Annotated in this window: 21 protein-coding genes; 7 read left to right on the forward strand and 14 right to left on the reverse strand. The window is 65.6% G+C overall.

Going from position 1 to position 23953, the window contains the following annotated elements:
- Window positions 1–94: 94 nt before the first annotated feature.
- Together M2339_RS00630 and M2339_RS00635 are read right to left on the reverse strand one after the other, a co-directional pair.
- Window positions 95–517, reverse strand: coding sequence for a hypothetical protein (locus tag M2339_RS00630; protein ID WP_264587842.1), 423 nt, complete (start codon window positions 515–517; stop codon window positions 95–97).
- 59 nt (window positions 518–576) lie between these two features.
- Window positions 577–870, reverse strand: coding sequence for a DUF1244 domain-containing protein (locus tag M2339_RS00635; RefSeq protein WP_264587841.1), 294 nt, complete (start codon window positions 868–870; stop codon window positions 577–579).
- 98 nt (window positions 871–968) lie between these two features.
- On the opposite strand from M2339_RS00635, the gene pyk reads away from it, so the two are divergent.
- Window positions 969–2426 (forward strand): pyruvate kinase, encoded by a 1458-nt coding sequence (pyk, locus tag M2339_RS00640; protein ID WP_264587840.1) that lies wholly within the window; start codon window positions 969–971, stop codon window positions 2424–2426.
- Window positions 2427–2627: 201 nt separating this feature from the next.
- Here the strand turns inward: pyk and M2339_RS00645 are convergent, their stop codons facing one another.
- From M2339_RS00645 to M2339_RS00660, 4 genes are all read right to left on the reverse strand, one after another.
- Complete coding sequence (locus M2339_RS00645; protein ID WP_264587839.1) at window positions 2628–3206, reverse strand: nuclear transport factor 2 family protein; 579 nt, start codon at window positions 3204–3206, stop codon at window positions 2628–2630.
- Window positions 3203–4201, reverse strand: coding sequence for a hypothetical protein (locus M2339_RS00650; protein ID WP_264587838.1), 999 nt, complete (start codon window positions 4199–4201; stop codon window positions 3203–3205). Before M2339_RS00650 ends, M2339_RS00645 begins: the two co-directional genes overlap by 4 nt.
- 107 nt (window positions 4202–4308) lie before the next feature.
- The gene (locus M2339_RS00655) at window positions 4309–6888 is read right to left on the reverse strand and encodes a TonB-dependent receptor (protein WP_264585739.1); all 2580 of its coding nucleotides are present in this window, start codon (window positions 6886–6888) and stop codon (window positions 4309–4311) included.
- Window positions 6889–7170: 282 nt separating this feature from the next.
- Window positions 7171–8649, reverse strand: coding sequence for an MFS transporter (locus M2339_RS00660; protein ID WP_264587837.1), 1479 nt, complete (start codon window positions 8647–8649; stop codon window positions 7171–7173).
- Window positions 8650–8788: 139 nt separating this feature from the next.
- Here M2339_RS00660 and M2339_RS00665 point away from each other — a divergent pair, with 139 nt between their 5' ends.
- Complete coding sequence (locus M2339_RS00665; RefSeq protein ID WP_264587836.1) at window positions 8789–9691, forward strand: CmcJ/NvfI family oxidoreductase; 903 nt, start codon at window positions 8789–8791, stop codon at window positions 9689–9691.
- Window positions 9692–9790: 99 nt separating this feature from the next.
- Entirely contained in the window at window positions 9791–10273 is a 483-nt protein-coding gene (locus M2339_RS00670; protein ID WP_181560599.1) for a MarR family winged helix-turn-helix transcriptional regulator, read from the forward strand.
- 16 nt (window positions 10274–10289) lie between these two features.
- Here the strand turns inward: M2339_RS00670 and M2339_RS00675 are convergent, their stop codons facing one another.
- A complete protein-coding gene (locus tag M2339_RS00675) occupies window positions 10290–11789 on the reverse strand; it encodes an ATP-binding protein (RefSeq protein ID WP_264587835.1) in 1500 nt (499 codons plus the stop codon).
- 187 nt (window positions 11790–11976) lie between these two features.
- On the opposite strand from M2339_RS00675, the gene M2339_RS00680 reads away from it, so the two are divergent.
- Genes M2339_RS00680 through M2339_RS00690 form a run of 3 tightly spaced genes read left to right on the forward strand, consistent with a single transcriptional unit; the run spans window position 11977 to window position 15501 of the window.
- Window positions 11977–13137 carry a PepSY-associated TM helix domain-containing protein gene (locus M2339_RS00680; protein ID WP_264587834.1) on the forward strand — a complete coding sequence of 387 codons (1161 nt, stop codon included), beginning with the start codon at window positions 11977–11979 and terminating at the stop codon, window positions 13135–13137.
- Window positions 13134–13313 carry a hypothetical protein gene (locus M2339_RS00685; protein ID WP_264587833.1) on the forward strand — a complete coding sequence of 60 codons (180 nt, stop codon included), beginning with the start codon at window positions 13134–13136 and terminating at the stop codon, window positions 13311–13313. The genes M2339_RS00680 and M2339_RS00685 overlap by 4 nt, the downstream gene beginning before the upstream one ends.
- A gap of 43 nt (window positions 13314–13356) precedes the next feature.
- Window positions 13357–15501: a TonB-dependent receptor gene (locus M2339_RS00690; protein WP_264587832.1), complete on the forward strand. Its 2145-nt coding sequence runs from the start codon at window positions 13357–13359 to the stop codon at window positions 15499–15501.
- Between the two features lie 74 nt (window positions 15502–15575).
- Here M2339_RS00690 and M2339_RS00695 read toward each other — a convergent pair whose 3' ends face one another.
- From M2339_RS00695 to M2339_RS00720, 6 genes are all read right to left on the reverse strand, one after another.
- A complete protein-coding gene (locus M2339_RS00695; protein WP_264587831.1) occupies window positions 15576–16616 on the reverse strand; it encodes an amidohydrolase family protein in 1041 nt (346 codons plus the stop codon).
- Entirely contained in the window at window positions 16613–17884 is a 1272-nt protein-coding gene (locus tag M2339_RS00700; protein WP_264585732.1) for an MFS transporter, read from the reverse strand. The genes M2339_RS00695 and M2339_RS00700 overlap by 4 nt, the downstream gene beginning before the upstream one ends.
- Window positions 17885–18009: 125 nt before the next feature.
- On the reverse strand, window positions 18010–19203 hold the full coding sequence (locus M2339_RS00705; RefSeq protein WP_264587830.1) for a glycosyltransferase family 2 protein: 1194 nt from the start codon (window positions 19201–19203) through the stop codon (window positions 18010–18012).
- 102 nt (window positions 19204–19305) lie between these two features.
- A complete protein-coding gene (locus M2339_RS00710) occupies window positions 19306–20190 on the reverse strand; it encodes an EpsD family peptidyl-prolyl cis-trans isomerase (protein ID WP_264587829.1) in 885 nt (294 codons plus the stop codon).
- 368 nt (window positions 20191–20558) lie between these two features.
- A complete protein-coding gene (locus M2339_RS00715; protein WP_264587828.1) occupies window positions 20559–21041 on the reverse strand; it encodes a PRC-barrel domain-containing protein in 483 nt (160 codons plus the stop codon).
- A gap of 93 nt (window positions 21042–21134) precedes the next feature.
- Window positions 21135–21725, reverse strand: a complete 591-nt coding sequence (locus tag M2339_RS00720) for an anthranilate synthase component II (RefSeq protein WP_264585728.1) — start codon at window positions 21723–21725, stop codon at window positions 21135–21137.
- A 73-nt stretch (window positions 21726–21798) separates the two neighbouring features.
- Here M2339_RS00720 and M2339_RS00725 point away from each other — a divergent pair, with 73 nt between their 5' ends.
- On the forward strand, window positions 21799–22296 hold the full coding sequence (locus M2339_RS00725) for an asparaginase (RefSeq protein WP_264587827.1): 498 nt from the start codon (window positions 21799–21801) through the stop codon (window positions 22294–22296).
- Between the two features lie 113 nt (window positions 22297–22409).
- On the opposite strand, the gene M2339_RS00730 is transcribed toward M2339_RS00725, so the two are convergent.
- Window positions 22410–23945, reverse strand: a complete 1536-nt coding sequence (locus M2339_RS00730) for an anthranilate synthase component I family protein (RefSeq protein WP_264606119.1) — start codon at window positions 23943–23945, stop codon at window positions 22410–22412.
- Between the last annotated feature and the right edge of the window lie 8 nt (window positions 23946–23953).

Here is a 23953-nt window from a genome sequence, read left to right on the forward strand (position 1 = left end):
GAGCAATCGGGTCATGAAAGGATCAGCCTTGACGGGCAGCGCGCGGGCGCGTGCCGAAATGGGGATGTCGTGCGAGGCGACAGCGAGGGGAGCGTCAGGGCTGATGCGGCGGGCCGGTCTGCGGGGGCGGCGGCGCGGCCAGACCGCGTCCGATGCTCACGGCCGTGCTCGGGCTGAGGATGGGTACCGTCACTATCGTCACGGCGACCCGCGCGATCGCGGGGGGGATGCTGTCCAGCGAGGCGCCGATCCCGGCAAAGGCGCAGGGCGCATCCGGGGCGGTGTTCTGCTTGTCCTGCTGCTTGCGGACGGTGCCGTCCGCATCGATCCAGCCGGTGATCATGCCGGCGCCGGTGCAGAGCACGACGGCGGGCCCGTTTTGCACGGCGGGCATGAAACCGGCCGGCACCAGCAGCCGCGCGAGCAGCACAAGCGCCAGCCACGCGGCGATCAGGCCACGGGCCTGCCCGGTGCCGGTAACAATGCTGGTATCAGTGCGGGTCAGGCGCGCGAGCATGTCCGCGCTTTACGGGATCGCGCGGTGTATGAGAAACGGCTTTTTAGGCTTGCCGTCGCTCAGTGATTGTTCTTCGCGACGCTATCTTTCATCCGCGCGAGCTGCTCCGGCGTCGCCTCGGTCTGGTAGCGCGTCTTCCACTCATCCTGCGGCATGCCGTAGATAAGTTCGCGTGCAACGGCCTTGTCCAGCGTGCCGTCGGCCTCGGCCACCCAGTCGGCCAGACAGTTGCGGCAGAAGCCCGCCAGACCCATCAGATCGACATTCTGCGCATCGGTGCGGTGACGCAGATGGTGGACGAGCCGGCGAAAAGCTTCTGCCGCTGTCTTGTCATCGAGCGTGTCTATCGTCATTGCTTGCACCTTCATGTCCGGTTCCAACCTCGGGCCACGCCGGTGGCCGCCACGGCATTCGCCATGTGGGCAGAGAACGCACCGAAGCAAGAGGCCAAATGAAGAAGCTCACTCCCCGCACCCGCAAGGTCCGCATTCTGGCGACTCTCGGCCCTTCGAGCAGCAGCGAGGTGATGATCCGCAAGCTGTTCCTGGCTGGCGCCGATGCCTTCCGGCTGAACATGAGCCACGGCACGCACGACGTTCACGCCGCCAATGTCGCGATCATCCGGGGACTCGAAAAGGAATTCGGCCGCCCGACCACCATTCTCGCCGACCTGCAGGGACCGAAGCTGCGGATCGGCACCTTCGCGCAGGGCGCGGTCTTTCTGGAAAAGGGCGCCGCCTTTCGGCTGGATCGCGACCCCGCGCCCGGCGACAGCAGCCGCGTCACTTTGCCGCATCCGGAGATTTTCGCCGCCGCACAGGAAGGGATGCGCCTGCTCATCGATGACGGCAAGCTTGTCCTGCGCGTGCGGGCGGTGCGTGACGATGTCATCGATACGCTGGTCGAGGTCGGCGGCTCGCTGTCCGAGCGCAAGGGCGTCAACGTGCCGGACGTCGTGCTGCCGATGGCCGCGATGACCGAGAAGGACCGGCGCGATCTTTCCTTCGCCATCGAGGCCGGCGTGGACTGGATCGCGCTTAGCTTCGTCCAGCGGCCCGATGACCTTGCCGAGGCGCGCAAGCTGATGGGCGGTTATGGCTATCTGCTCGCCAAGATCGAAAAGCCCGCCGCGCTCGGGCGGCTAGAGGAAATCGTCGAGATGTCCGACGCGGTGATGGTCGCCCGTGGCGATCTCGGCGTCGAACTGCCGCCTTATGCCGTGCCGCCGCTGCAGAAGCAGATCGTGGAAAGCGCCCGGCGCTTGGGCAAGCCGGTCGTCGTCGCCACGCAGATGCTGGAATCGATGATCAAGGCGCCCACGCCGACCCGCGCCGAGGTGTCGGACGTCGCCACGGCGGTCTATGACGGCGCGGATGCAGTGATGCTCTCGGCGGAGACGGCGGCGGGCGACTGGCCGGAGGAAGCCGTGGCGATGATGGACAGCATCGCCCACAGCGTCGAGCATGATCCGGGCTATCTGGACCGGCTGCACTTCACCAAGACCATGCCGGACCCGACAACGTCGGACGCACTGGCCGGCGCCAGCCAGCACATCACCAACACGGTCTCGGCCAAGGTCATCGTGTGCTTCACCACCTCGGGCAGCACTGTGCGGCGTATCGCGCGCGAGCGGCCGGGCGCACCGATCCTCGCGCTCACCCCGCGCATGGATACCGCACGGCGCATGGGCCTCATGTGGGGTGTCCACGCCGTGCGTACTAAGGATATCGGCAGCTTTGAGGAAATGATCGGCAAGGCCAAGCGCATGGCCATGCGCCACGGCTTTGCGGGGGCGGGCGACAAGATCATCGTGCTCGCCGGTGTCCCCTTCGGCACGCCGGGTTCTACCAATGTGCTCCATGTCGCGACCATTCGCGGCGATGAGCTGCGCATTCATCGCGAGGAATGAGGCGTCCCGGGGGCGTCGTATTGCACCGGTGATTGGCGCAGAGGAAGGTATGGAAACGACGCTCCGGCACCCCACTCCCGTCATTCCCGCGAACGCGGGAATCCAGCTGCAACGCTGCTCGTCAACGCGAGGCCGAACTGGATTCCTGCGTTCGCGGGAATGACGAAGGGTGAGGGCGAGCCGGCGACGTCGTCCTGCCCCTCAGTTCTTCACCGCGCCCTGCAATTGCGGCGGCAGCGGCGGGCGCTCTGGATTGTCGCCATCGCGCCATGGGATCACGCCGTGGCTGGTCCGCGTCTTGATCTTCCATGCGCCGTTCTCGCGCACGAAATGGTCGACATAGCGCCCTGCCAGCGTGGTCGCGGGGCGGCCCTCGCCGTCGGCGGTGTAGAACATGTAGCGGGAGCGGGCGATAGCGGTGTCGCCGATCACGTCGATCACCTCGGTGGTGACGAGGTGGAAGCTGCGCTTGTTGACGAAGCCCGCTTCCGGCTTGCCCAGCTTCTCCTCAAGCAGCTTCTGGATCGCCGCCGGCCCGGTGGCGCTGCCCAGCCCGCCGGACCAAGTCCCGTCGCTGGCGAAAAGCCCGGCATAGCCGGCATAATCGCGCGCATCGAGATATTCGCCATAAGCGATGATCACGCGGCGGATCGCCTCGCGGTCTTCCAGCACCTGCACGCGCTGGGCGAGCGCTCTGTCAGGAGCATCACCCTGCTGCGCCGACGCCGCCCCGGGCGCGATCAGCGCCAGCGCCAGCGCTGCCCGCAACAACCGGCTCATGGCAGCGTGTCCAGCTTGCGGCTCTCGATCGTCCACGCAGGATCGCTGCACAGCTTGCAATCATCCCCGACGAACCACGCTCGTCCCGCCTTGTCGCCGCGCAATTGCCAGTCGAGCCACGCCACCACTGCTTGCGCCGCGCGTCCGCCATTCGGCTCGGCATAGGTGCCAGCATGCGTCACGTCGGTGTTGATCACGGCGGAGGGGACGTGGGTCAGCCGCGCATAATCGTCCATGCCATTGGGGTAGGCGATGTCCGTCTTGCCGCCGAGCACATAGAGGGTCGGCTTGTCGATCTTCTGGAGCAGGCTCTTCTGCGCAGACATCTCGCCCGAGCCGCCCGGGACCGGCCCGTTCATGATGCCGCTGTTCATGATGACGAAGGTGCTGACGCGCTTGTCGCCGGCATATTTGAGCGCCTGAATGCCGCCACAGGAATAGCCGGAGGCCGCGACATGCGCAGTGTCGATCTTGCCCTTGAACGGGCTGCCCGCGCGACCATTTTCGGCTGCGGCCCAGTCGATGGCCTGCCCCAGCTGCTGGTAGCGCGTCTTGTCGCGATGCTGCTCCCAGCTCTGCGGCGTGACGGTCACGCCCGGGCCGCTGTAAATGCCGCCCGGCGCGATGACGAGATAGCCATGGGAGGCGACCTCCAGCAAATGCTGGCGGGATGAGGCACCGTCTTCGGTGCAGGCGCCGTTGCCGAACACATAGACCGGCATCTTGCGAGCGCCGAGTGCACTCAGATCGGCGGGCTGATAGACCACGAAGCCGGGGAAATTCTCATATTGCCGCTTGATGGCCTTGTATGGCCCGGTGCCTGTGCTGTCTGGCGCCCGGCTTTCTTCCATCATCTGGACGGCGGCCTGTGCGGCGAGATCGGCGCCAACTCCCGGCGGCGGCGCGGAACTCGGCTGGGCCTGGAGGGCCGCCGGGACGGTCATCGCCAGCAGGGACAGAAGGAATGCGCTCGAACCGGTCCGCCAATATGTCATGCCACTCTCCCAACTTATCATTCTGCCGTCGCCCCAGCGACAAAGAGGAGAGGGTTGCCCCTCTCCTCCTCTTTTTATCGAATCAATCTGTGTTGCGCACCGCCTGATCAGAACTTGCGGCGCACGGTCACGGCCCACTGGCGCGGCAGGCCGGGCTGAGCCGTCGCGTACCAGGCGTTCGTGAACTTGTTGAGATAGACCAGCTTGTCGAACAGGTTGGTCACTTCCAGCGCGACCGACCAGTCCTTGTCCACCGTCTCATAGGTCAAGCGGGCATTGGCCAGGGTGTAGCTGTCCACGATGGCGATCGGCGTGCAGAGGAAGTCGCCGCAATAGCCGTCCGTATAAGAGACGTCGATGCGCGGCGTCAGCGTGCCAACATTACCCAGGTCGGCCTGATACTGCGCGCCCAGGCTCCACTTCCACTTGCCCACGCCGGGCCGGCTCGCGCCGACGACGATGGAGGTCGTGGGATAGTTGATGGAGGTGAACTTGAAGTCGGTAAGGCTGAGCGAACCGTCGATGGTGAAACCCTCGACCGGACGCAGCGTGGTTTCCAGCTCGAAGCCGTTCACGCGGGCATCGCCGATATTCAGATACTGGCCGCACAGGCCGGGTACGCCGCCCTGGTTGACCGGGAGCGGATTGTTGTTGGAGTCGAGGCAGACCTGCGGAATACCCTGATAGTCGGTATAATCCATGCGGAAGCCGCTGGCGTTGATCCGCAGCAGCCGGTCGAACAGGTCCGCCTTGATACCGATTTCATACGACTTCAGCTTTTCCGCGCCGAACGGGCGGATCTGCTGGAAGCTGTACGGACGGGGTGCCACGCCGCCACCCTTGAAGCCGGTCGCGAACTGGGCATAGGCCATGATGTCGGGCGTGATCTTGTAGGAGAGCGCCGCACGATAGTCGGTCAGCGTTTCCTTGTAGGTACCCACCTGGCCAGTGAGCGGATTGGTGGCGTTGCTGAGCGGCAGGTAGTCGCCGACCCCATTGGGGTTGAGGCGGTTGTAGAGATAGTCCTTCTTCTCATGGCTCACGCGGATGCCGGCTTCCAGGGTCAGCGCGGGCGTGATGTTCCAAGCAACGTTACCGAAGCCGGCATAGGTGCGCAGGCTGGCGGTATCGTCATTGATGAACGAGAAGGTCGGCTTGGCGATCACGCACGCCGGGAGCGCGCCACCGCAGGGGGAAACGGCATATTCGCCGAAGCCCGAGAACGGCGTGTGGATGCGGGCGTTATAGCGCGTGTCCGCATCATAATAGAAACCGCCGATGGTGAAGGAGATCGCATCGTCCAGCACCTTGCCCGAGAGGCGCAGTTCCTGGCTGAACTGCTTGTGCGAGAAGTCGCTGTATACGCCGCCGATGAAAGCGATCGGCGAGTTGTCATTGTCGTCCGAGCTACGCGAATCATATTTGCGGTAGCCGGTGATCGACTTGAGCGCGAGATTGTCGCCCAGCGTGTAGTTGATCTCGGCGGACACGCCCCAGCCTTTCACGCCGCTCAGGGGCTCGGCATAGGTCGGGCCATTGGGTGCGCCGGCCGTGCCGGGGCCACCCGCAGACGCCGTCGTCGCCGCGCGATAGGTCACACCCGGATCGTAGAAGTTGGCGTAGGTCGCATAGGGATCGTTCAGCACTGCGCCGGCGCGACGATACTGGCCGTAGGTCACGAAGCGGTTGTCGAACGGCGCGCCCTGGTAGGGAATGCTGTTATTCTGCCGCCCGGTCAGCTCGGCGCTGGCGATGAGCACGGAGGCCTGCGTCGTGGAGGTGTCGTGGGTGTAGTCGCCCGACAGGTTGATTTCCAGCGGGCTGCCGACCGGCGCAATGCGCAAGGATCCGCGCACGGCGTACATGCTCTGGCCGCCCAGCGTGCCGAGCTTGCAATTGCCGCCCGACGCCAGGCTGGGGATCGCCGCGCCGCCCGGCTGCACCACGCTGGTGCCCGGCTGCACATAAGGATCATTGGGGTTGAGGCAGGCATAATCGTAGCGCGTGACATGGCCATCGCGGTTGCGTGACACGCCGGTGATGCGGGCGAACACGGCATCGGGCACCACGGTGAAGTCGGCGCTCGCCTTGATGTCGCGGCGGTTGAGCGAGCCGGCGGTCAGTTCGACATATCCGCCTCGGCCTTCGGGCTTGCGCGAGTAGAGCTTCACCGCGCCGCCCAGCGAGTTCATGCCGGCCAGCGTGCCCTGGGGGCCGCGCAGCACTTCGACGCGCTCGAGGTCGGTCAAGTCGAAGGCCGAGGCCGTGACGGTGCCGAAATAGATATCGTCGACATAGATGCCGACGCCCGGCTCCACCGAGGGGCTGGCATCGCCCTGGCCGACGCCACGGATATAGGCGCGCATCGAGTTGCCCGAGCCCGAGGGGTTCTGCTGCAGGATGACGTTCGGTGCCTGCGCGGTAATGTCGGTCAGGCGCGTCTGGCTGCGCGCTTCGAGCTGGTCGCCGCTGATCGCCGTGATTGCGAGTGGAATGTCCTGCACATTCTGCGCACGCATCTGCGCGGTGACGATGATGTCATCGACATTGCCCTCGGCGGCGCCCTGCGGCGCGGCGGTCTGGGCGGTTGCGGGCATTGCGAGCATCAGCGCGCCGGACAACATGGTCCCGGCGCTCAGCGCCATGCGCGACACGGTGCGTGCGCGGTTATGACGAACTTTGTTCATTGGTGAATCTCCCCTCCTCTTCGCTTTGCCGGTCGTTTCTTCGTCCCCGCGTGAGCCGCCTGCCCGCCTCTAACAGGCGGAAAGGTCGGGCGGCTTTCGCCATTGGGACGCAATGACCGGCAGCCAGACGATGCGGCGCAAGGCTCTCATAGAGCGCCCCGTCCGTCCGTTGGCTAGGAAGCTCACTATCCTTTTGCCCGAAGCGAGGCTTTGACTGAGATAGAGCCACGCTTTGACGCAGACGGAAAAGCAGCGGGGGCGCGCGCAGGCCGTAGCACTCATCTAAACCTCCTCGCTGCGAATCGCGCGCAGGCCGCGTGTCTCGCGGCCGGTCACGGCGGCGCCGGTATCCTTCGCAAGGCGCGCATAGAAAGGCGCAGCGGCCAGCGCGAGGCCGGCGAAGACGAGCATGGCGATCTGGAAATCGGCGAGGGTCGGTTCCGCGACACCGAGCGAGAGCAGGTTGAGCAGGGCGGCCGCGGCGGAGATCGCCAGCGCCTGCGAAATCTGGTTGGCGATATTGCCAAGCACCGTTGCGCCGCCGACTTCGCTTTGCGGCACGTCGGCAAAGCGCAGCGCCATGATCGCGGTCATGTGCACCGAGCGGGCCATGCCGACGAAGACCATGATCGCCACCAGCAGCCAGAAAGGCATGGTTGGGGTCAGGAGCGCGCAGGCGGCAAAGGAGAGCGCCATGGTCACCACGCCGCTGGTCAGCGCCATCCGGATACCGAGCCACCTCACCGAGGGCGTGGCGATCGCCTTGAGCGCCAGGTCGCCGGCATTCTGAGCGAGCAGCAGCAGCCCGGCTTGAAAAGCGGTGAGGCCGAGGCCGACCTGCATCATCAGGGGGATGATGAACGCTGTCGCCATGAAGGCCGTGCGCGCCGGCATTCCCGCGCCGATCGTGGAAACGAAGAAACTGCGGTGGCGCAGCGCATCGAGCGGAACGACTGGGTGGGGCACGCGGCGGATGTGTCGCCAGCACAGCCAGCCCAGGAAAATCCCGAGCGCGATCAGCGGCAGCCCTTGCTGCCAGCCCCCGCCCTTGGCGCCCAGCCGCTCGAACCCGGCAATGATACAGGCCAGGAACCCGCCGACCAGCGCAAAGCCGCGCCCGTCAAAGGGCCTTCGCTCCACAGCATGGATATTGGGGATGAAGCGCAGGGTGAGGACAAAGGCGAGGAGGCCTGTGGGCACGTTCAGGAAGAACACCCAGCGCCAGTCCAGAAAGGTGGTGATGAGGCCGCCGATGGGCGGGCCGATCACCGGCGCGATCAGGGCCGGGGTGGAACTGATCGTCATCGCCGTCACAAGATAGCGCTTGGGCGTGATGCTGAGCAGGGCGATGCTGCCGACCGGCACGATCAGGGTGCCAAAGGCCGCCTGACACATCCGCATCGCCAGAAAGACCGGAAGATTGGGCGACAGGCCAGCCCCCAGCGAGGCCAGCACGAATCCCAGAATCGCGAGCGTACACACACGGCGCGTGCCGAAGCGCTTGCCCACCCAGTCGCTGATCGGCAGCACCAGCACGGTGACGAGAATGTAGATGGTGATCGTCGCGCTCAGCAGGGTCAGCGGCACTGCGAAGTCCTGCGCCATGCGCGGCAGGGCAGTGAGCAGCACCATCAAATCAATGGCGACCATGAAGGACGTCGCGGCCAGAACGATGGCGGCCAGTCGCGAGCGACGCAAGGCCGCGGCGTCGTCCGACGCTATGCTGGCTTCCCCCTCCGATGGATTGTTAGTCAAACTCATCCCGCGCCAGCCATGACAGGCGCGCGCGCGTTCGCCAAGAGGCGCAGAAGAATAGTTGCCTATGCAGGCGCTTGCGGGGGAGCGCGATAGCCTGCCATGGTGCGGCAAAAGAGTCGGGCGTCGCTTAGGAGAGCAGATAATGAGTAATGAGGTCATGGATCCCGAAGCCACGGTGCGCAGCGTCGAGGCGCAGCTTCAATATCTGCTGCCCGGCCCCGCGATCAATCGGCGGTTCGTCTCCGCCGGGGTGGAGGTGAACACCGGCCGCTACGGGCCATTCCCCGTCACGATCCGCGACGCACGCGTCATCCGCCCACATTTCACGCTCGACCGGCAGGGCTTCGTGCTGCTCGATGCGCCGAGTGACGTCGCCGATTTCACCGACCGGGACGAGGTCAATCGCGTCTACCCGGGCGAGGTCTCCCGCTATGTCCAACAGGCAACCGGCGCCGATCTCGTCGTCGTCGGTGGCTGGATGATCCGCACGTCCGGCGATCTTGCCAGCCGGCAGAAGAAGCTGGATGCGCCCTATCGCCATGCCGAGGGCGTACAGCCGCCTGCTGGCGAGGTGCATGTCGATACCGACCCCGCCCGGCAGCAGCGCGCCGCCGAGGTCGCCTATCGCAAGGCCCGTCCGGACGGGCCGGGGTTCCGCCGGTTCATCGTCTCCAGCTTCTGGCGCAGCTATTCGCCGCCGCCACAGGATTGTCCGCTGGCCCTGTGCGATGCGCGCAGTGTCGGGGATGAGGAAGGGACCACCAATATATTGTGGATCGTCGACAAGATCCCCGAAGGCGACGCCATGTTCGCGCCGATGGACGATGATCGCCAACCGGCTGCGCACATCTTCCGGCACAATCCCGCTCACCGCTGGTGGTATTTCTCCAACATGGTGAGGGATGAAGCCCTGCTGTTCAAATTCCACGATAGCGACCGCAGCGGTGCCTGGCGGGTGCCGCATACGGCATTCTGGGATGACAGTCTGCCCAACGCGGTGCCGCGCGAGAGCATCGAATGCCGCAGCATCGCCTTTTTTGAGTAGCCCCCGGTAATCGCCGATCCAAATAGTCGGGCACCACAATCATTGCTATAAGTTACACACCGGCAAGCCAAATAAGGCACCGGGTCGAAGGGGAGTGTTATGAAAGACGGGAAGCGGCCGGAGGAGACCGGCCTGAACTGGGGTGCGCTCGATCAGGCAGTAGGCACAGTCGTTCGGCTGTTACGGAATGAGCTGTCGGTGCGGATCGTGGACGTCTATTCGTCATTCGGTCTGCGCCACGGCGCCCTCTCGACCATGGCGCTGATCGAGGCAAATCCCGATTGCTCCCAATCCGAAATCGCGCGGGAAGTCGCGATGGACGACTCGGCGATGGTGGCGATCATCGACGATCTGGAAGCCCGCGGTCTTGCCCGCCGGATGCGCTCGACGCGGGACCGGCGGCGCAACACGCTATCGCTCACGCCGGAAGGCCAGCGCCTTGCCGCGCAGATGATCGCCCGCGCCCAGGATGTCGAGCAGCCGATTCATGATGCCTTGTCTGAGGAAGAGGTGAAAACGCTGCAGCAACTGCTGCGCCGGGCCTATGAGGCGATGCAGAAGTCTCCGCCAGCCACCGCTTAGCGCATCCTGGCGGCGGTCAGCCTTCAGCCGGGGCGGTGGCCAGTCCGAGTTCGGGAATGCCAACCGAACGCCGCCCACCGAAGTCGGTCCGCACGACGATGAGGTCGCCCTTTTCCAGATAATCCAGCAATCGCCGGATTCGCCCCACCGAGCGCGTCCCATAAGCGCGGGCCAGCGCCTCGTCGTCGGGGCAGGGCTGCCCCTTGATCGCGGCGCGGGCGATGAGCAGGAACGGCGCGAGCACATCGTCCTGGACGCGGCTGGAGAGCGCGAGCGCGGCCTGCCAGCGCGGGTCTTCATCCTCCTCGCCACCCGCCACGGCGACCGCGAAGCGCCGGCGGAAGCTGAGCAGATCGATGCTGGGATTGCCGATCCGCTGCATCCGGCAGCGCACCGCGAAATCCTGGAACAGCGCGGCGGTCGAGCGATAGGTGCAGTCTTCTTCCGCAGCCATGTCGGCCAAAACCGCGCGGATCACCGGCTCGCGGGCAGGGCGGTCCGGCGTCTCGCTGGCGGCAGGACTGGCTGTCTCGATGCCGGCCTTTTCATCGAATGATGCAATGTTGGCGGCTTCGGGCGGGTCTTCGCGCTCCAGCCGGGCGCTGTTGTCGACGGCCGGGGGCGGCGCGATCAGCGCGGCGAAGAGTTCGGGCTGTTCCTCGCCCGGCTGCGGCGCCAGCAGATCCTCAAGATCGCTGGTCGGCTCACCGGGCAAGGGAATGAGGGAATGGGACGAGGTGCGCGCGCTCGTCTTCACCGCGCCGATCCTCACGGAAACGGGGCGGCGGCTGATCGCCGGGCCGAGCGCGAGGAAGCGGCCGCGCTCCAGATCGCGGATCTGCTCGGCCTGCCGTCGCTCCATGCCGAGCAGATCGGCCGCGCGCGCCATGTCGATATCGAGGAAGGTGCGGCCCATCAGGAAGTTGGAGGCTTCCGCCGCCACATTCTTCGCCAGCTTGGCGAGGCGCTGCGTGGCGATCACGCCAGCAAGGCCGCGCTTGCGGCCCCGGCACATCAGGTTGGTCATCGCCGCGAGCGACATGCGGCGAATGTCGTCAGCCACTTCGCCGGCGGCGGCCGGGGCGAACATCTGGGCCTCGTCGACCACCACCAAAGCCGGATACCAATGCTCGCGGGGCGCATCGAACAAGGCAGCGATGAACTGGGCGGCGCAGCGCATCTGCGCTTCAAGCTCCAGCTCGTCCAGCGCCAGCACCACGGAGGCGCGGCGCGCCCGGACCTTGGCCGCCAGCGTCTCGATCTCGCCGGGATTATGCGCCGCGCCGTTGATGACGATGTGGCCGAACGGCTCGGCCAGCGTGACGAAATCCCCTTCCGGGTCGATCACCACCTGCTGCAGCAGCCCGGCGCTTTCTTCCAGCATCCGGCGCAGAAGATGCGACTTTCCGGACCCGCTATTGCCCTGAACGAGCAGCCGGGTGGCCAGCAGTTCTTCCATGTCCATGGGCACCGGCGCGCCATGCGCATCCGTCCCGATCACGATTGAAGAGGTCACCGCGCCGTCATAGCCATGGACGGCGTGGGGGCAAGGGCTGGTTGGCTGTGCTGTTCGCGGGACAACCCGTCCGCGCCAATAGACGCAGGGCTTATGCGCCGAATTGCCGCCGGCTCATGTTGCAATTGCGAGGGCTTCCTATTAAGCGGCCATGCAAATCGCTCGCAATATCAAGGTTTGTGTCTCGTTGAGAACGCGCAGTCTCCGCATCTGGTATCTCGTCCATAAATGGACGAGCCTGATTTGCACGGCGTTCCTGCTGATGCTCTGCCTGACCGGCTTGCCGCTGATTTTCCATGACGAAATCGAGGTCATGACCGGGGAGGCACCGGCGATGCAGGGGGCGGGCTCGTCCGGCGACGGGCCGGACCTGCAGCCGCTGGACGTCATGCTCGGCAAGGCGTTGGCCGCGCGGCCGGGCGAGGTGCCGGTGTTCATGGCCTTCGACAATGAGACGCCGATCCTCACGGTCACCACTGCCCCGGCACCGGATTCGCCGGGCCGTGCCATGACCATCCAGCTCTTCAACCGCGTGACCGGGGAGCCGGCGGGGCAAGTGGTCGAGGAAGGCGTGATGCACTTCCTCCTGCAGCTCCATACCGACATGTTCCTGGGCCTGCCGGGCATGCTGTTCCTCGGCGCGATGGGCGTGCTGTTCTTCGCCGCCATCGTCTCCGGCGTGGTTCTCTATGCGCCCTTCATGCGCAAGCTGGAGTTCGGGACGATCCGGGTCAGCCGCAGCCGCCGGCTCAAATGGCTGGATTACCACAATCTGCTCGGCATCGTGGCGCTGGCCTGGATGAGTGTCGTGGGCCTGACCGGGGTCATCAACGCGCTCGCGACGCCCATCATCAAGGTGTGGCAGATGAGCGAACTGGCCGAGATGACCGGCGCTTATGCCGGTCGCCCGGCCTTGCCGCCCGCGCGCTATGGTTCGCTGGACAAGGCCATGGCCGCCGCCCGACAGGCGTTGCCCGGCAACAATCCCCAATTCATCGCCTTTCCCGGCGGCTCGTACAGCAGCAAGCACCATTATGCGGTGTTCTTCCAGGGCAACACGCCGCTCACCCAGCGCGCGCTCACCCCGGCGCTCATCGATGCCGAGACCGGCGTTCTGACGGACGTGCGGCCGATGCCCTGGTACACGCTGGCCTTGCTCTATTCGCAGCCGCTGCACTTTGGCGATTATGGCGGGCTGCCGCTCAAGCTGCTCTGGGCGGCGTTGACGCTCTTCACGATCGTCGTGCTGGGCTCCGGTCTCTATCTCTGGCTCGGCAAGCGCCGCGCGTCGCTGGCCGCCCGTGTGCGGGAGGTCGAGAGTGGCGGCCTTGTGGCGCCAGCCGAATGAGCCGCCGCACGCCGCTCGGCCGCATCTTCGCGATGCCGCTCGCCCTCGCCCTGCTCAGCATCGTCGGTCTGGTCAGCGCGCTGACCGGCGATGGCTGGGCCGACGCTTTGTCCTGGATCGCGCTGGCCGCGCCGCTCGCCGCCACCCTCTGGGCTTTCCGATATCACCGATCATGAGAACAAGCCGCGCATGCAAGCGCGTTTCAAAGGGAAAAGACGCATGAATTTCGATCGTTCCAGCCAAATGTTGAAAGCTGCGCTGATCGCCTCGGTCGCCGCGGTGGCCATGCCTGCTGCGGCGCAGGAGGCCAGCGAGATCATCGTCACGGCGCAGCGCGAGAATCGCACGCAGGTGAGCCGCGAGGGAAGCGTCGGCGTGCTCGGCAACCAGTCCGCCGAGAATGTGCCGTTCAGCGTGAAGAGCTATAACGCGGCGCTCATCCTCAACCAGCAGCCGCAGACGCTGGGACAGGTGCTGGAGAACGATCCCTCCGTCCGCACGACCTACGGCTTTGGCAACGCGCAGGAAGTGTTTGTCATTCGCGGCTTCACGCTGGCCAGCGACGATGTCGGCTTTGACGGCCTCTATGGCATCGTCCCCCGCCAGCTCGTCGCGCCGGAGCTTTACGAGTCGGTACAGGTGCTGAACGGCGCGAGCGCCTTCCTCAATGGCGCTGCGCCCGGTGGCGGCGGCCTTGGCGGCAGCGTCAACCTCGTCCCCAAGCGGGCAACGGCGGACGGCCTGAAGCGCGCGACGCTGAATTATACCTCCAGCGAGCATTTCGGCGGCAGCCTTGATGTCGGCCAGCGCTTTGGCGACGGTGCGTTCGGCGTGCGGCTGAATGCCGTGGCCCGTCGCGGCGATGTCGCTATCGACGACGAGTTCCGCAGCACCTATCTGGTCGGCGGCGCGTTCGACTATAATTCCGGGCCGCTGCGCATGTCGTTGGATGTGGCCTATCAGCGGATGCATGTGCGCAGCCTGCGGCCCAAGCTGCGTTTCGCTGGCGCCATTCCGGCCGTACCCGCGCCCGACACCAACTATGCCCAGCCATGGACCTACACCACGGCGCGCGACATTTTCGGCATCGCCAAGTTGGAATATGACCTCGCCGACGACGTGCTGTTTTATGCCTCGGCCGGCGCGCGCGACAGCAGCGAGCATGGCATCTACGGCAGCATCGTCTTGGCGGACGCCGTCACCGGCGCTGCGGATTACTCGAGTTCGTACATCCCCCGCACCGATAACAATGAGAGTGTTCAGGCCGGCCTGCGCGCCAAGTTCGGCAATGATGTTATGAGCAGTCAGGCCAATATCGGCGGCTCGGTGAACTGGCTCACCAATCGCAATGCTTACGAGTTTTATACGTCGAGCGGCATGACCAACATCTACAATCCGGTCGTGCTTCCCCGGTCCTCGGCGGTGACGTTTGCCGGCGGCGATATCAATGATCCCTATCCGATCGAGCGCAGTCGTCTGGCGAGCGTGTTCGCATCCAACACGCTTGGCTTCTTGGATGACCGCGTTTTGCTCACCGGCGGCGTTCGCATTCAGGCGATCAAGAGCAGGAGCTATTCTGCGTTCGGCGGCGCTCTCACCTCCACCTATGACGAAAGCGAGCTGACCCCGGTCGCTGGTCTCGTCATCAAACCGGTGGAGGGCCTATCGCTCTTCGCCAATCGCATCGAGGGCCTGCAGCGCGGCGCCACCGCGCCGAACGAGGCGGCCGTCATCAATCGTGGTGAGGTGCTGGCGCCGTTCAAGTCCACCCAATATGAGTTTGGCGGCAAGCTCAACATCGGCGGCATCGCGGCTTCACTCGCCTTCTACCAGACCGATAAGCCCAGCGCTTATGCGATTCCCGATCCGGAAGGGTCGGGCCTGCTGCGCTACGGCGCCTATGGCAAGCAGCGCAATCGGGGCATCGAGGTCTCACTGGATGGCGAACTGACGAAGGGCCTGTACCTCATCGCCGGTGCCTCGGTGAATGAAGCCAAGTTCCGCGAGACGCTGAATGGCGTCAATGAAGGCAACAGTGTGCCGGGCATTCCGGACTATCTCGTGAACGCCGGACTCGAGTGGGACACCGCGTTCGTCCCCGGCCTCACGCTGACCGGGCGCGTCGTCCACACCGGCAAACAGATGGCAGACAATGCCAACACCCTGCGCCTGCCCGAGTGGACGCGCGTCGATCTTGGCGCGCGCTATGTCGCGGTACTGGGCTCGCAGCCGGTCACCTTCCGCTTCAACGTCGATAATGTCGCTAATGAACGGTACTGGGCTTCCGCCTTCGATGCGTTCAGCCCCCAACTCCTGCAGGGCGCGCCGCGCACTTACAAGGCGTCTCTGTCCGTCGATTTCTGACCGGACTGTCACCACAAAAAGGGGCCGGACGTCGATGACGCCCGGCCCCTTTTGCTAGGTTTAGTCAGTCGCCGTCAGTCGCTGAGCGGCGCGATGTGGAAGATGCGCTCGGCATTGCCGTGGTACAGCGCGTGGCGCTCTGCGTCGGTCACCGGCGCCGCATCCATGAAATCCACTGCCGGCTGCTGCGGTTGATAGGGGTAATCAATTGCCCAGAGCACATTATCGATGCCGAGCTTGTCGATGGTGTAGCGCAGCGCCAGCGGGTCTTCGACGCCGCTCGTCGTCACCACAAAGTTACGCTGGAAATATTCCGCGATGCTCAGTTTCGTCTTCGGCGCGCGGCTGATCTTCTGGGCGCGGCTGTTCATGAAATTGATGCGCCAGATCCAGAAGGGAATCGCCTCGCCCATATGGCCGATGCAGATCTTGAGCTTGGGGAAGGCATCGAACACGCCGCTGGCCATCATCCGCACGACATGCGTGCCGACCTCGACGCCATAGCCCCACATGGCGCTGTCCATGCCGTAATCCTGCAAAGGCCCCTTCAGCGTGTCGGAGGCGGCGCGCGGGTGGATGTAGATGCAGGCATCGAGCGCTTCGGCGGCTTCGAGGCAGGGCCAATATTTGGGATCGTCCAGATATTCGCCATGGGTGTGGCTGTTGAGGATGAAGCCGTTCAGCTTCAGATCATTGATCGCCCGCTCCATTTCCTTTGCCGCGCGCTTGGGGCTGTGGGGGGCGAAGCTGGCGAGGCCGGCGAAGCGATCGGGACGCTTGCGGCAGATCTCGGCCAGCCGGTCATTGGCGAGCGCGGCCAGATCGGTCGCCGTGTCGGCATCGAACATCTGCACGCCCGGCGCGGTGAGCGAGAGCAGGTGCATGTCCACGCCCAGCGCGTCCATCTCCGGCAGGCGCTTTTCCTCGATATCGAGCAGGCCATCGAGGAAGTTCATCGCGGCATAGCCGGTCGCATTTTCTGGCGGATCGTAGATGCCACCGACGAGCAGCTTGTCGAGGCTTTGCGATGGCCCGCGCGTCACATCCCGCAGGGCATGAGCGACCTCGGGGATCGACCAGGCTTCTTCGGTGGCGATCTTGCGCATCTTCGTCATCGGGCAGTCTCCATGATGGGGGCGGAAAGGGGAGCCGGGCTGTCCTGAGCGCTGGTCTCGGGGGCGGCAGGCCCGGTCCGGCGGGCGAGCCAGAGCGCCAGCGCGGCAGCGATCACCAGCGGGATGACCGGCAGGATGAAGAAGGTGCGTGGCGCCGAAAGGCCGAGCAGCACCGCAAGCGAGCCGACCAGCGGCCCGGCGATCGAGCCAACGCGCCCCATGCCGAGCGCCCAGCCAAGGCCGGAGGCGCGCATGGTCGCGGGGTAGGTGGCGCCGCACGAGCCATTGAGGCCATTCTGCGTGCCGGTGCTGAACAGGCCGACCAGCACGAGCAACACGGTGAGGCCGACAATGCCCCAATCATGCACGGTGATGATCGCCAAGGTAAGCGCGCCAAGCCCTGCGAACAGCGCCACGACCGACCAGTTGCGGCGCACCAGCAACAGGCTGGCGACCACACCGCCGACCACGCCGCCGGCATGGGTGCCGGTGGCGATCCATGAGGCGGTGGTCGTCGAATAGCCCTGATCCTTGACCAGCAGGGGCACCCAGCCGCTCACCAGATAGACGACCATCAGCACTAGCGCGAAGATGATCCAGATCGCGATCGTGCGGGCGCGCTGGGCGGGGGAAAGGATGGCCGAAAGGCCGCGCTCGCCCGGCGCATGGGTCTGTGCGCGGTTGAGGACCGGGCTTTCCGGCAGGCCGATCCACAGCAGCGCTGCAATCGCGATGGGCAGGAGACCGCCGAGGATGAACAAGCTCTGCCAGCCATAAGGCGCAAGCAGCTTGGCGGCGGCGATCCCGGCGAGAACCCCGCCAAAGGTGATGCCGATGCCGACCAGCGCCGTCGCCCGCGCGAGATATTTGCGCGGCGCCAGTTCGCCGGCCAGCGCCAGCGCATTGGGCAGCACGGCGCCGAGGCCAATGCCGATGAGGAAGCGCAGCACGATGAGTTGCGTCAGGTTGGTCGCCAGCGCGCCGACCAGCGACATGATGCCATAGCCGATGCAGCAACTGATCAGGATCGTCCGGCGACCCAGCCTGTCGCCCTGCGGACCGATGAACACGGCGCCGATCAGGACGCCGAACAGGCTGGCGGAGAGCAGCGGGCCGATCTCGGCGCGGCTGACGCCAAAGTCCTCCAGGATGGAGGGCGCGGCGAAATTGGCGGCCTGCAGGTCGAAGCCTTCGACCATCAGCGCGATGAGGATCAGCACGAACCCGCCCCAGCCGCGCGCGCTCGTCGCTTCGCTCGTCCCCGTCATGCCCTCTCCTTCACCTGCTGGCGTTGCGCCATCATAGCGCGCTTTGCGGCGGCCAATGCAAGTTGAAAGATCATCAATGCGAGGCTGTTGAGCGGTTCAGGGGACCGGTTTGGCGCCTCGCTTCATTACTCGCCCTTGCGGCGCGTGCGCACCCATTCGGTCTCGCGCTTCTTGACCAGTCGTAGATAGACGGGGATTTTCCATAGAATGTAGAGCGGGATGCGCGCCAGCGTTGCGGCCGAGACCGTGTCCCGCCCATCGCGCATCCAGGCGAAGGCCAACAGCAGCGCGACCAGTGCGAGCAACCCCGCCAGCGTAGCAGGCGCGGCAGCGGTGGCGCCCAGCAGCGCGAGCCCGGCGCTCACCACAAGCGCGATCAGGCTCAGGCTCATCAACAGGGCCAGCGGCGGCACGAGCAGGCTCAGGCCAAACCAGGCGAGGCTCGGCTTGGCCTTGGCGATACCCTCAAGCACGACCGGTGCGCCTTGCTGCAGGGCGGTCTGGATATAGCCATGCTCCCAGCGCGCCCGCTGCGTAAGCGTGTCGCTCTGGCTCGCTGGGTCGCTCCAGGTCGTCGCGGCCTCCAGATAGCGGGGCGCTGCGCCTGCGCGCGCGAAATGGAGGCCGAGCACAAGGTCTTCGACCAGGTGGCTCGTCGCCAGCGGCGCCGACTCGATCAATGCCCATGGGAAGGCCATGCCGGTGCCGCCGAGAATGGCGGGCGATCCCATAATCGAGGCGCCGCGCTGGCGGACGCGGTTCTTGATGAGCATCGCAAAGTTGGAAATCTGCGTCATCGCCCCGTCATCGGCGGCTGAGCGGAGCAGGTAGCAGCTCTGCACCGGGCGCTGGCTGGCGCAGGTCGTGTCGATCAGCGCGCGCAGAGACGCACCGTCGATTTCGCAGTCCGCGTCCAGCACCACAATACAAGCCGGCGGCGGGGCGTCGGTCGCGGCCTTGATCCAGTCCCGCCCGAAGGCCAGCGCATGGCCCTTGCCGCGTTGGCTGGGGTCATTGCGCTCGATAACCTGTGCCCCAGCCGCGCGCGCGGCGGCGGCGGTGTCGTCCGTGCAATTGTCGGCAATAACGAGGAGGCGGATGTGCGCATCCAGCGCCGGCTGCAGGAGAGCGATGGTGCGGGCAATGCCGGAAGCCTCATTATGGGCGGGCATCAAGATGGCGGCGCTATGGGGGGCGGCGGTGCGCGGTCTTGCCGGGCTAACGGCGATCAGGCCGAGGGCCAGCTCCACGGCCAGCACGGCCAGCAGGAGCACGGGTATGGCAATGATGAGCCAAGCCAGAGAGTCGAGGATCATCATGCCTTCATTCCCGCGTCCGGCGACTGGCGCGTCGACGCTTCGAGGGGGCGGAGAGGAGGCCGGTGCCTCCTCCCCTCATATCATGCGAAAAACGCGGGGCCGTTACTTGGCCGCCGGCGCCGCGGCGTTGCCCGCTGCCGGCAGGGCGCCGGCGGCCTTGGCATCGTCCTTGGGTGCATAGCCCGGCTGATACTCGATCTTGGCCTTGGCCTTGGCTTCCTTCAGGCGCGATTCGCCGATCTTGTTCAGCTCCTCGTTGCGCATGGCCTGCGCGGCGATCTGGCGGGCCTGCTCCTGCGGAACCGGGGTCGCTTCGCTGCCGGTGATCACGCTTACGACCAGCTTGCCATTGGCCGGCACGATGAACGGCTCGCCCGGGGGCAGCGCCTCGATGCGGGCGAGCATCTGCGGATCGATCACGGCGGTGTCGAGCGAGCCACGGCCACGCTCGAAGGCGATGCCCATGGCGGTCAGGCGGGATGCGACTTCGTCGATCGTCTTGGCGGTTTCCAGCTCCTTGAGGCTGTCCGGCTTGGAGGGCGGGTCCATCTGCAGCTGCTCGAGGGCGAAGCGCTTGCGCTGCGCGAAGGCGTTGGGGCGCTCGCTGATATATTTGTCGATGGCGGCGTTATCCGGCACCTTCACCGTGTCCATCGTCTTGCGGCCGTACAGATTGACGAGCAGCTGCTCGCGCATCCGGCGCTCCTGCGTCAGATATTCCGGGTCGCGGTCCAGCCCGGCTTCCTTGGCGGCCTGAACCAGCAGCCGGCGGTCGACCATGCGCTGCAGCACGCGGCTGCGCACCATGTCCTTGTCGGCGCTGGCAGGCACGTTGAGATCGGCGATCTCGGCGTTCAGTTCGGTCAGGGTGATTTCCTCACCATTGACCACGGCCACGACCTGACCTTCGGCTTTTTTCTCGCAGCCGGCGATCGTGAGGGAAAGGGAAGCGAGCGCAACGAGCGAGACGTTCCTCAGCAGTGACATCCATAGTCTCCAGAACAAGCGTGAAGTGGTAAAAATCGGTTCTCGGTTGAAGGCCCGGCGATCCCCCGATCGAGCCTGTCATCCTAGAAAGCAGTGGGCGAGGCAAGATGCCTACAAATCATTACATGTGCGGCGGGAAGATTGCGGCCAGTATATGCCCGGCCATCGGCTGCCTAAACATCCTTCTCATCTTGTCGAGCAACATGGATCGGCTCGTCGTACTTTGTGGCCACCTATTAACTCGCCGCTGGAGCGTGAACAAGCGGCAACCATGGCAGCCGCACCGGGATCGGACAGGGGCGTCCTATCAGCCCGGCGTTAATATTAGGTGGATTGTCGTGGGTGCCAGACGTGGCCGGCGCTTGCCCTCACCGGGCGTTGGCTGCTCGGTGAGACGGCGCCGAACCGGCGGTGGCAGCTGCGGGCTGGCCGGTCGGCGGGTCAGGATTGGCCTTGGGCAGGGCGGCGATCTGCGTAGGGGTAAGGCTCGTGACGATCGTCCAGTCATCGCCCTCGCGCAGGGGCGCGAGACCATCGAGGGGGAGATAGACATGCTGCTCGGGCACGCTGCCTTCGACCGCGATCACCAGCCCTTCGACAGCACCGCCGGGACCGCGCTTCAGGGCGATCACGTCGCCCAGCTCCGTGCCGTCTGTATCGACCAGTTCGGCATCGAGTAGTTCGCGTTCGGTCAGATTCAGTGCTGCCTTGCCCTTGGCGGCTTGAGAGCCGGGATGGGCGATCAGCTGGACGGCAGGCTCATCGGGATGCTGATTGGCCGCGTCATCGCGACCGCTGCAGGCCGCTAGTAAAAGGGCCAAGGCGAGCGCGGCCGCAGGGTCGATTTTCACCTATGTTCTCCACTGTTGCGGCGCATTCGCATGATGGCCGACCAACGTGGGAGATAAATGGGCGTTCCCTCAAACGGGACGAACGGTTTCGGGTCAGGCCGTTGCGCGCGCGGTCACCGGCATTCCGGCGAGGCGCATGAAATTGGCCAGCATCGCGTGGCCGTGTTCGGTCGCGATACTTTCGGGATGGAACTGTACGCTGTGGATGGGCAGGCTCGCGTGACGGAATGCCATCACCGATCCATCCTCGCTGGTGGCATTGACCAGCAGGCAATCGGGAATGTCCTCGACGATCAGCGAGTGATAGCGCGTGGCGGTGAAGGGCGAGGGCAGACCCTCGAACAGCCCGGTGCCGTCATGCGTCACCGGCGATGTCTTGCCGTGCATCAGGCCGCCGCGGACCACCTTGCCGCCGAAATGCTGGCCGATCGTCTGATGGCCCAGGCATACGCCGAGCAGGGGTTTGCCTGCATCGGCGCAGGCGGCAACGAGATCGAGACTGATCCCGGCTTCATTGGGCGTGCAGGGGCCGGGCGAGAGCAGAAAGGCTTCCGCGCCGGAGGACAGCGCCTGTCCGGCGGACATGGCATCGTTGCGCACCACCTCGACCTGCGCGCCCAGTTCCATCAGATAATGGACGAGATTCCAGGTGAAGCTGTCATAATTGTCGATGACGAGGATCATGGCCGGCTTCTACGGGCCGGCGCTCCACCGCGCAAGCGGGACAAGGCCGCACCGACCGGTTATAAGCGCGGGCATGACCCAGCAAGACCCGCGCATCCATGTGCTCACCACCGGCGGCACCATCGACAAGCTCTATTTCGATGCGCTGAGCGAATATCAGATCGGCGAGTCGATCCTCGCGCGCCTGCTGGAGATCGCGCGGGTGACCCTGCCGGTCGAGATCGAGGAAGTGGCCCGCAAGGACAGTCTGGAGCTGACCGCCGATGATCGCGCGCTGATCGCGGCGCGGGTTGCGGCCTCGCCCGCCGAGCGCATCGTCATCACCCACGGCACGGATACGATGACGGACACGGCCGCCTCGCTGGCGGGCATATCGGGCAAGATCATTGTGTTGGTGGGCGCGCTGGCCCCGGCGCGCTTCTCGGAGAGCGACGCCACCTTCAATCTCGGCATGGCCTTCGCGACAGCGCAGATCGCCCCGCCGGGCGTTTACATCACCATGAATGGCACGGTGTTCCGTGCGGATCAGGTGGTGAAGGATCGTGCCAAGGGGGCCTTTGTGGCGCGGTAGTGCCCAACCTCTGACGTGCTCCTGCGAAGGCAGGAGCCCAGGGCGGCTAAGTTCGTCCGTTACGCCCTAGGCTCCTGCCTTCGCAGGAGCACGGCATTGCTGAGAACAGGCTATTACTGCCCGAAGCGGCCGTCCTGCGCGACCTTCACGGCCTCCCGCGCGGCCGCAAACAGCGCGCCGGCCTTGTGCTCGCATTCGCGCTGTTCATAGGCCGGCTCGGAGTCCGCGACGATGCCCGCGCCCGCCTGCGCGTGCAGCACGCCGTCCTTCACCAGCGCGGTGCGCAGCACGATGCAGCTATCCATGTTTCCATCCGGCGAGAAATAGCCGACGCCGCCGGCATAAGGCCCGCGCGTTTCCGGCTCCAGCTCGGCGATGATCTCGCAGGCGCGCACCTTGGGCGCACCGGAGACCGTGCCGGCCGGGAAGCCCGCAAACAGCGCATCGAGCGGATCGTGCTTCGGGTCGAGCTTGCCGACGACATTGGAGACGATGTGCATCACATGGCTGTAGAATTCGATGGTGTAGCTGTCCGTCACCTTCACCGAGCCGGCGCTGGCGACGCGGCCGACATCGTTGCGCCCCAGGTCGAGCAACATCAGATGCTCGGCGCGCTCCTTGGGATCGGCCAGCAGCGAATCGCGATTCTCGGCATCCTCGCTGGCCGTCTTGCCGCGCGGTCGGGTGCCCGCAATCGGCCGGATCGTCACTTCCCCATCGCGCACACGGACCAGAATCTCCGGGCTGGAGCCGGTGAGCGCGAAGCCGGGCAGATCGAGATGGTAGAGGAAGGGCGAGGGATTGATCCGCCGCAGCGCCCGGTAGAGGTCGATCGGCGGAAGCGGGAAGGGGGTGGTGAAGCGCTGCGCCAGCACGACCTGAAAAATGTCGCCCGCGACGATATAGTCCTTGGCCTTGCTCACCATCTCCGCATAGGCGCCGGGCTTCATCACCGGCGTCGGCGTGATCGCGTCCAGGTCGATGGCGGGGGCCTGACTGGTCTGCGCGGCGAGCGGCCGGGCGAGCTGCGCCGCGACATCCTCGATGCGCCCCACAGCCGTATCGATCAGCGCGTCGATGGGGGCCTCGCCGGTGCCGAGCCGGTCGGCCCAGGTCGGCGCGACGATGTAGAGCGCATCGGCCAGCCGATCGAACACCAGCACCACCGTCGGGCGCACGAACAGCATGTCGGGCGTGCCGAGGCCATTGTCGGCCGGGCGCGGCAGCTTTTCGACCAGGCCGAAGGTCTCATAAGCGAAATAGCCGACGAGGCAGGCGAGCGCAGCCGGCAGCGCCGGGTCGACGTCTGCCCGGCATTCCGCCACCAGATCGCGCAGCGCGGCGAGGGGATCACTCTCCAGCGGCGTGAAGGCGGTCCGGTCGGTCCGCCAGTCGCGGTTGATGTCGACGCTGCGCCCAGTGGCGCGGAAGACGAGATCGGGCGCGATGCCGATCAGGCTGTAGCGCCCGCGAACGGCGCCGCCTTCAACCGATTCGAGAATGAAGTCGCCCCGTTCCGGCTCGATCAGCTTGAGCGCGGCGGAGACCGGCGTTTCGGTATCGGCGATCAGCCGTGCCCACACGAGCGCGGAGCGCCCGGCGGAGAGGGCCGCGCGTGCGGCATCGATGCTGTCCTGTGCGATGGTCAACGGGTCCG

Origin of the sequence: Sphingobium sp. B2D3C (assembly GCF_025961835.1) — a bacterium.
GTDB lineage: Bacteria > Pseudomonadota > Alphaproteobacteria > Sphingomonadales > Sphingomonadaceae > Sphingobium.

What these genes read in the sequence shown, in the direction of transcription:
- M2339_RS00630 (WP_264587842.1), bottom strand. Translation starts at nt 517, where the DNA reads ATGCTCGCGCGCCTGACCCGCACTGATACCAGCATTGTTACCGGCACC.
- M2339_RS00635 (WP_264587841.1), bottom strand. Translation starts at nt 870, where the DNA reads ATGACGATAGACACGCTCGATGACAAGACAGCGGCAGAAGCTTTTCGC.
- pyk (WP_264587840.1), top strand. Translation starts at nt 969, where the DNA reads ATGAAGAAGCTCACTCCCCGCACCCGCAAGGTCCGCATTCTGGCGACT.
- M2339_RS00645 (WP_264587839.1), bottom strand. Translation starts at nt 3,206, where the DNA reads ATGAGCCGGTTGTTGCGGGCAGCGCTGGCGCTGGCGCTGATCGCGCCC.
- M2339_RS00650 (WP_264587838.1), bottom strand. Translation starts at nt 4,201, where the DNA reads ATGACATATTGGCGGACCGGTTCGAGCGCATTCCTTCTGTCCCTGCTG.
- M2339_RS00655 (WP_264585739.1), bottom strand. Translation starts at nt 6,888, where the DNA reads ATGAACAAAGTTCGTCATAACCGCGCACGCACCGTGTCGCGCATGGCG.
- M2339_RS00660 (WP_264587837.1), bottom strand. Translation starts at nt 8,649, where the DNA reads ATGAGTTTGACTAACAATCCATCGGAGGGGGAAGCCAGCATAGCGTCG.
- M2339_RS00665 (WP_264587836.1), top strand. Translation starts at nt 8,789, where the DNA reads ATGAGTAATGAGGTCATGGATCCCGAAGCCACGGTGCGCAGCGTCGAG.
- M2339_RS00670 (WP_181560599.1), top strand. Translation starts at nt 9,791, where the DNA reads ATGAAAGACGGGAAGCGGCCGGAGGAGACCGGCCTGAACTGGGGTGCG.
- M2339_RS00685 (WP_264587833.1), top strand. Translation starts at nt 13,134, where the DNA reads ATGAGCCGCCGCACGCCGCTCGGCCGCATCTTCGCGATGCCGCTCGCC.
- M2339_RS00690 (WP_264587832.1), top strand. Translation starts at nt 13,357, where the DNA reads ATGAATTTCGATCGTTCCAGCCAAATGTTGAAAGCTGCGCTGATCGCC.
- M2339_RS00695 (WP_264587831.1), bottom strand. Translation starts at nt 16,616, where the DNA reads ATGACGAAGATGCGCAAGATCGCCACCGAAGAAGCCTGGTCGATCCCC.
- M2339_RS00700 (WP_264585732.1), bottom strand. Translation starts at nt 17,884, where the DNA reads ATGACGGGGACGAGCGAAGCGACGAGCGCGCGCGGCTGGGGCGGGTTC.
- M2339_RS00705 (WP_264587830.1), bottom strand. Translation starts at nt 19,203, where the DNA reads ATGATGATCCTCGACTCTCTGGCTTGGCTCATCATTGCCATACCCGTG.
- M2339_RS00710 (WP_264587829.1), bottom strand. Translation starts at nt 20,190, where the DNA reads ATGTCACTGCTGAGGAACGTCTCGCTCGTTGCGCTCGCTTCCCTTTCC.
- M2339_RS00720 (WP_264585728.1), bottom strand. Translation starts at nt 21,725, where the DNA reads ATGATCCTCGTCATCGACAATTATGACAGCTTCACCTGGAATCTCGTC.
- M2339_RS00725 (WP_264587827.1), top strand. Translation starts at nt 21,799, where the DNA reads ATGACCCAGCAAGACCCGCGCATCCATGTGCTCACCACCGGCGGCACC.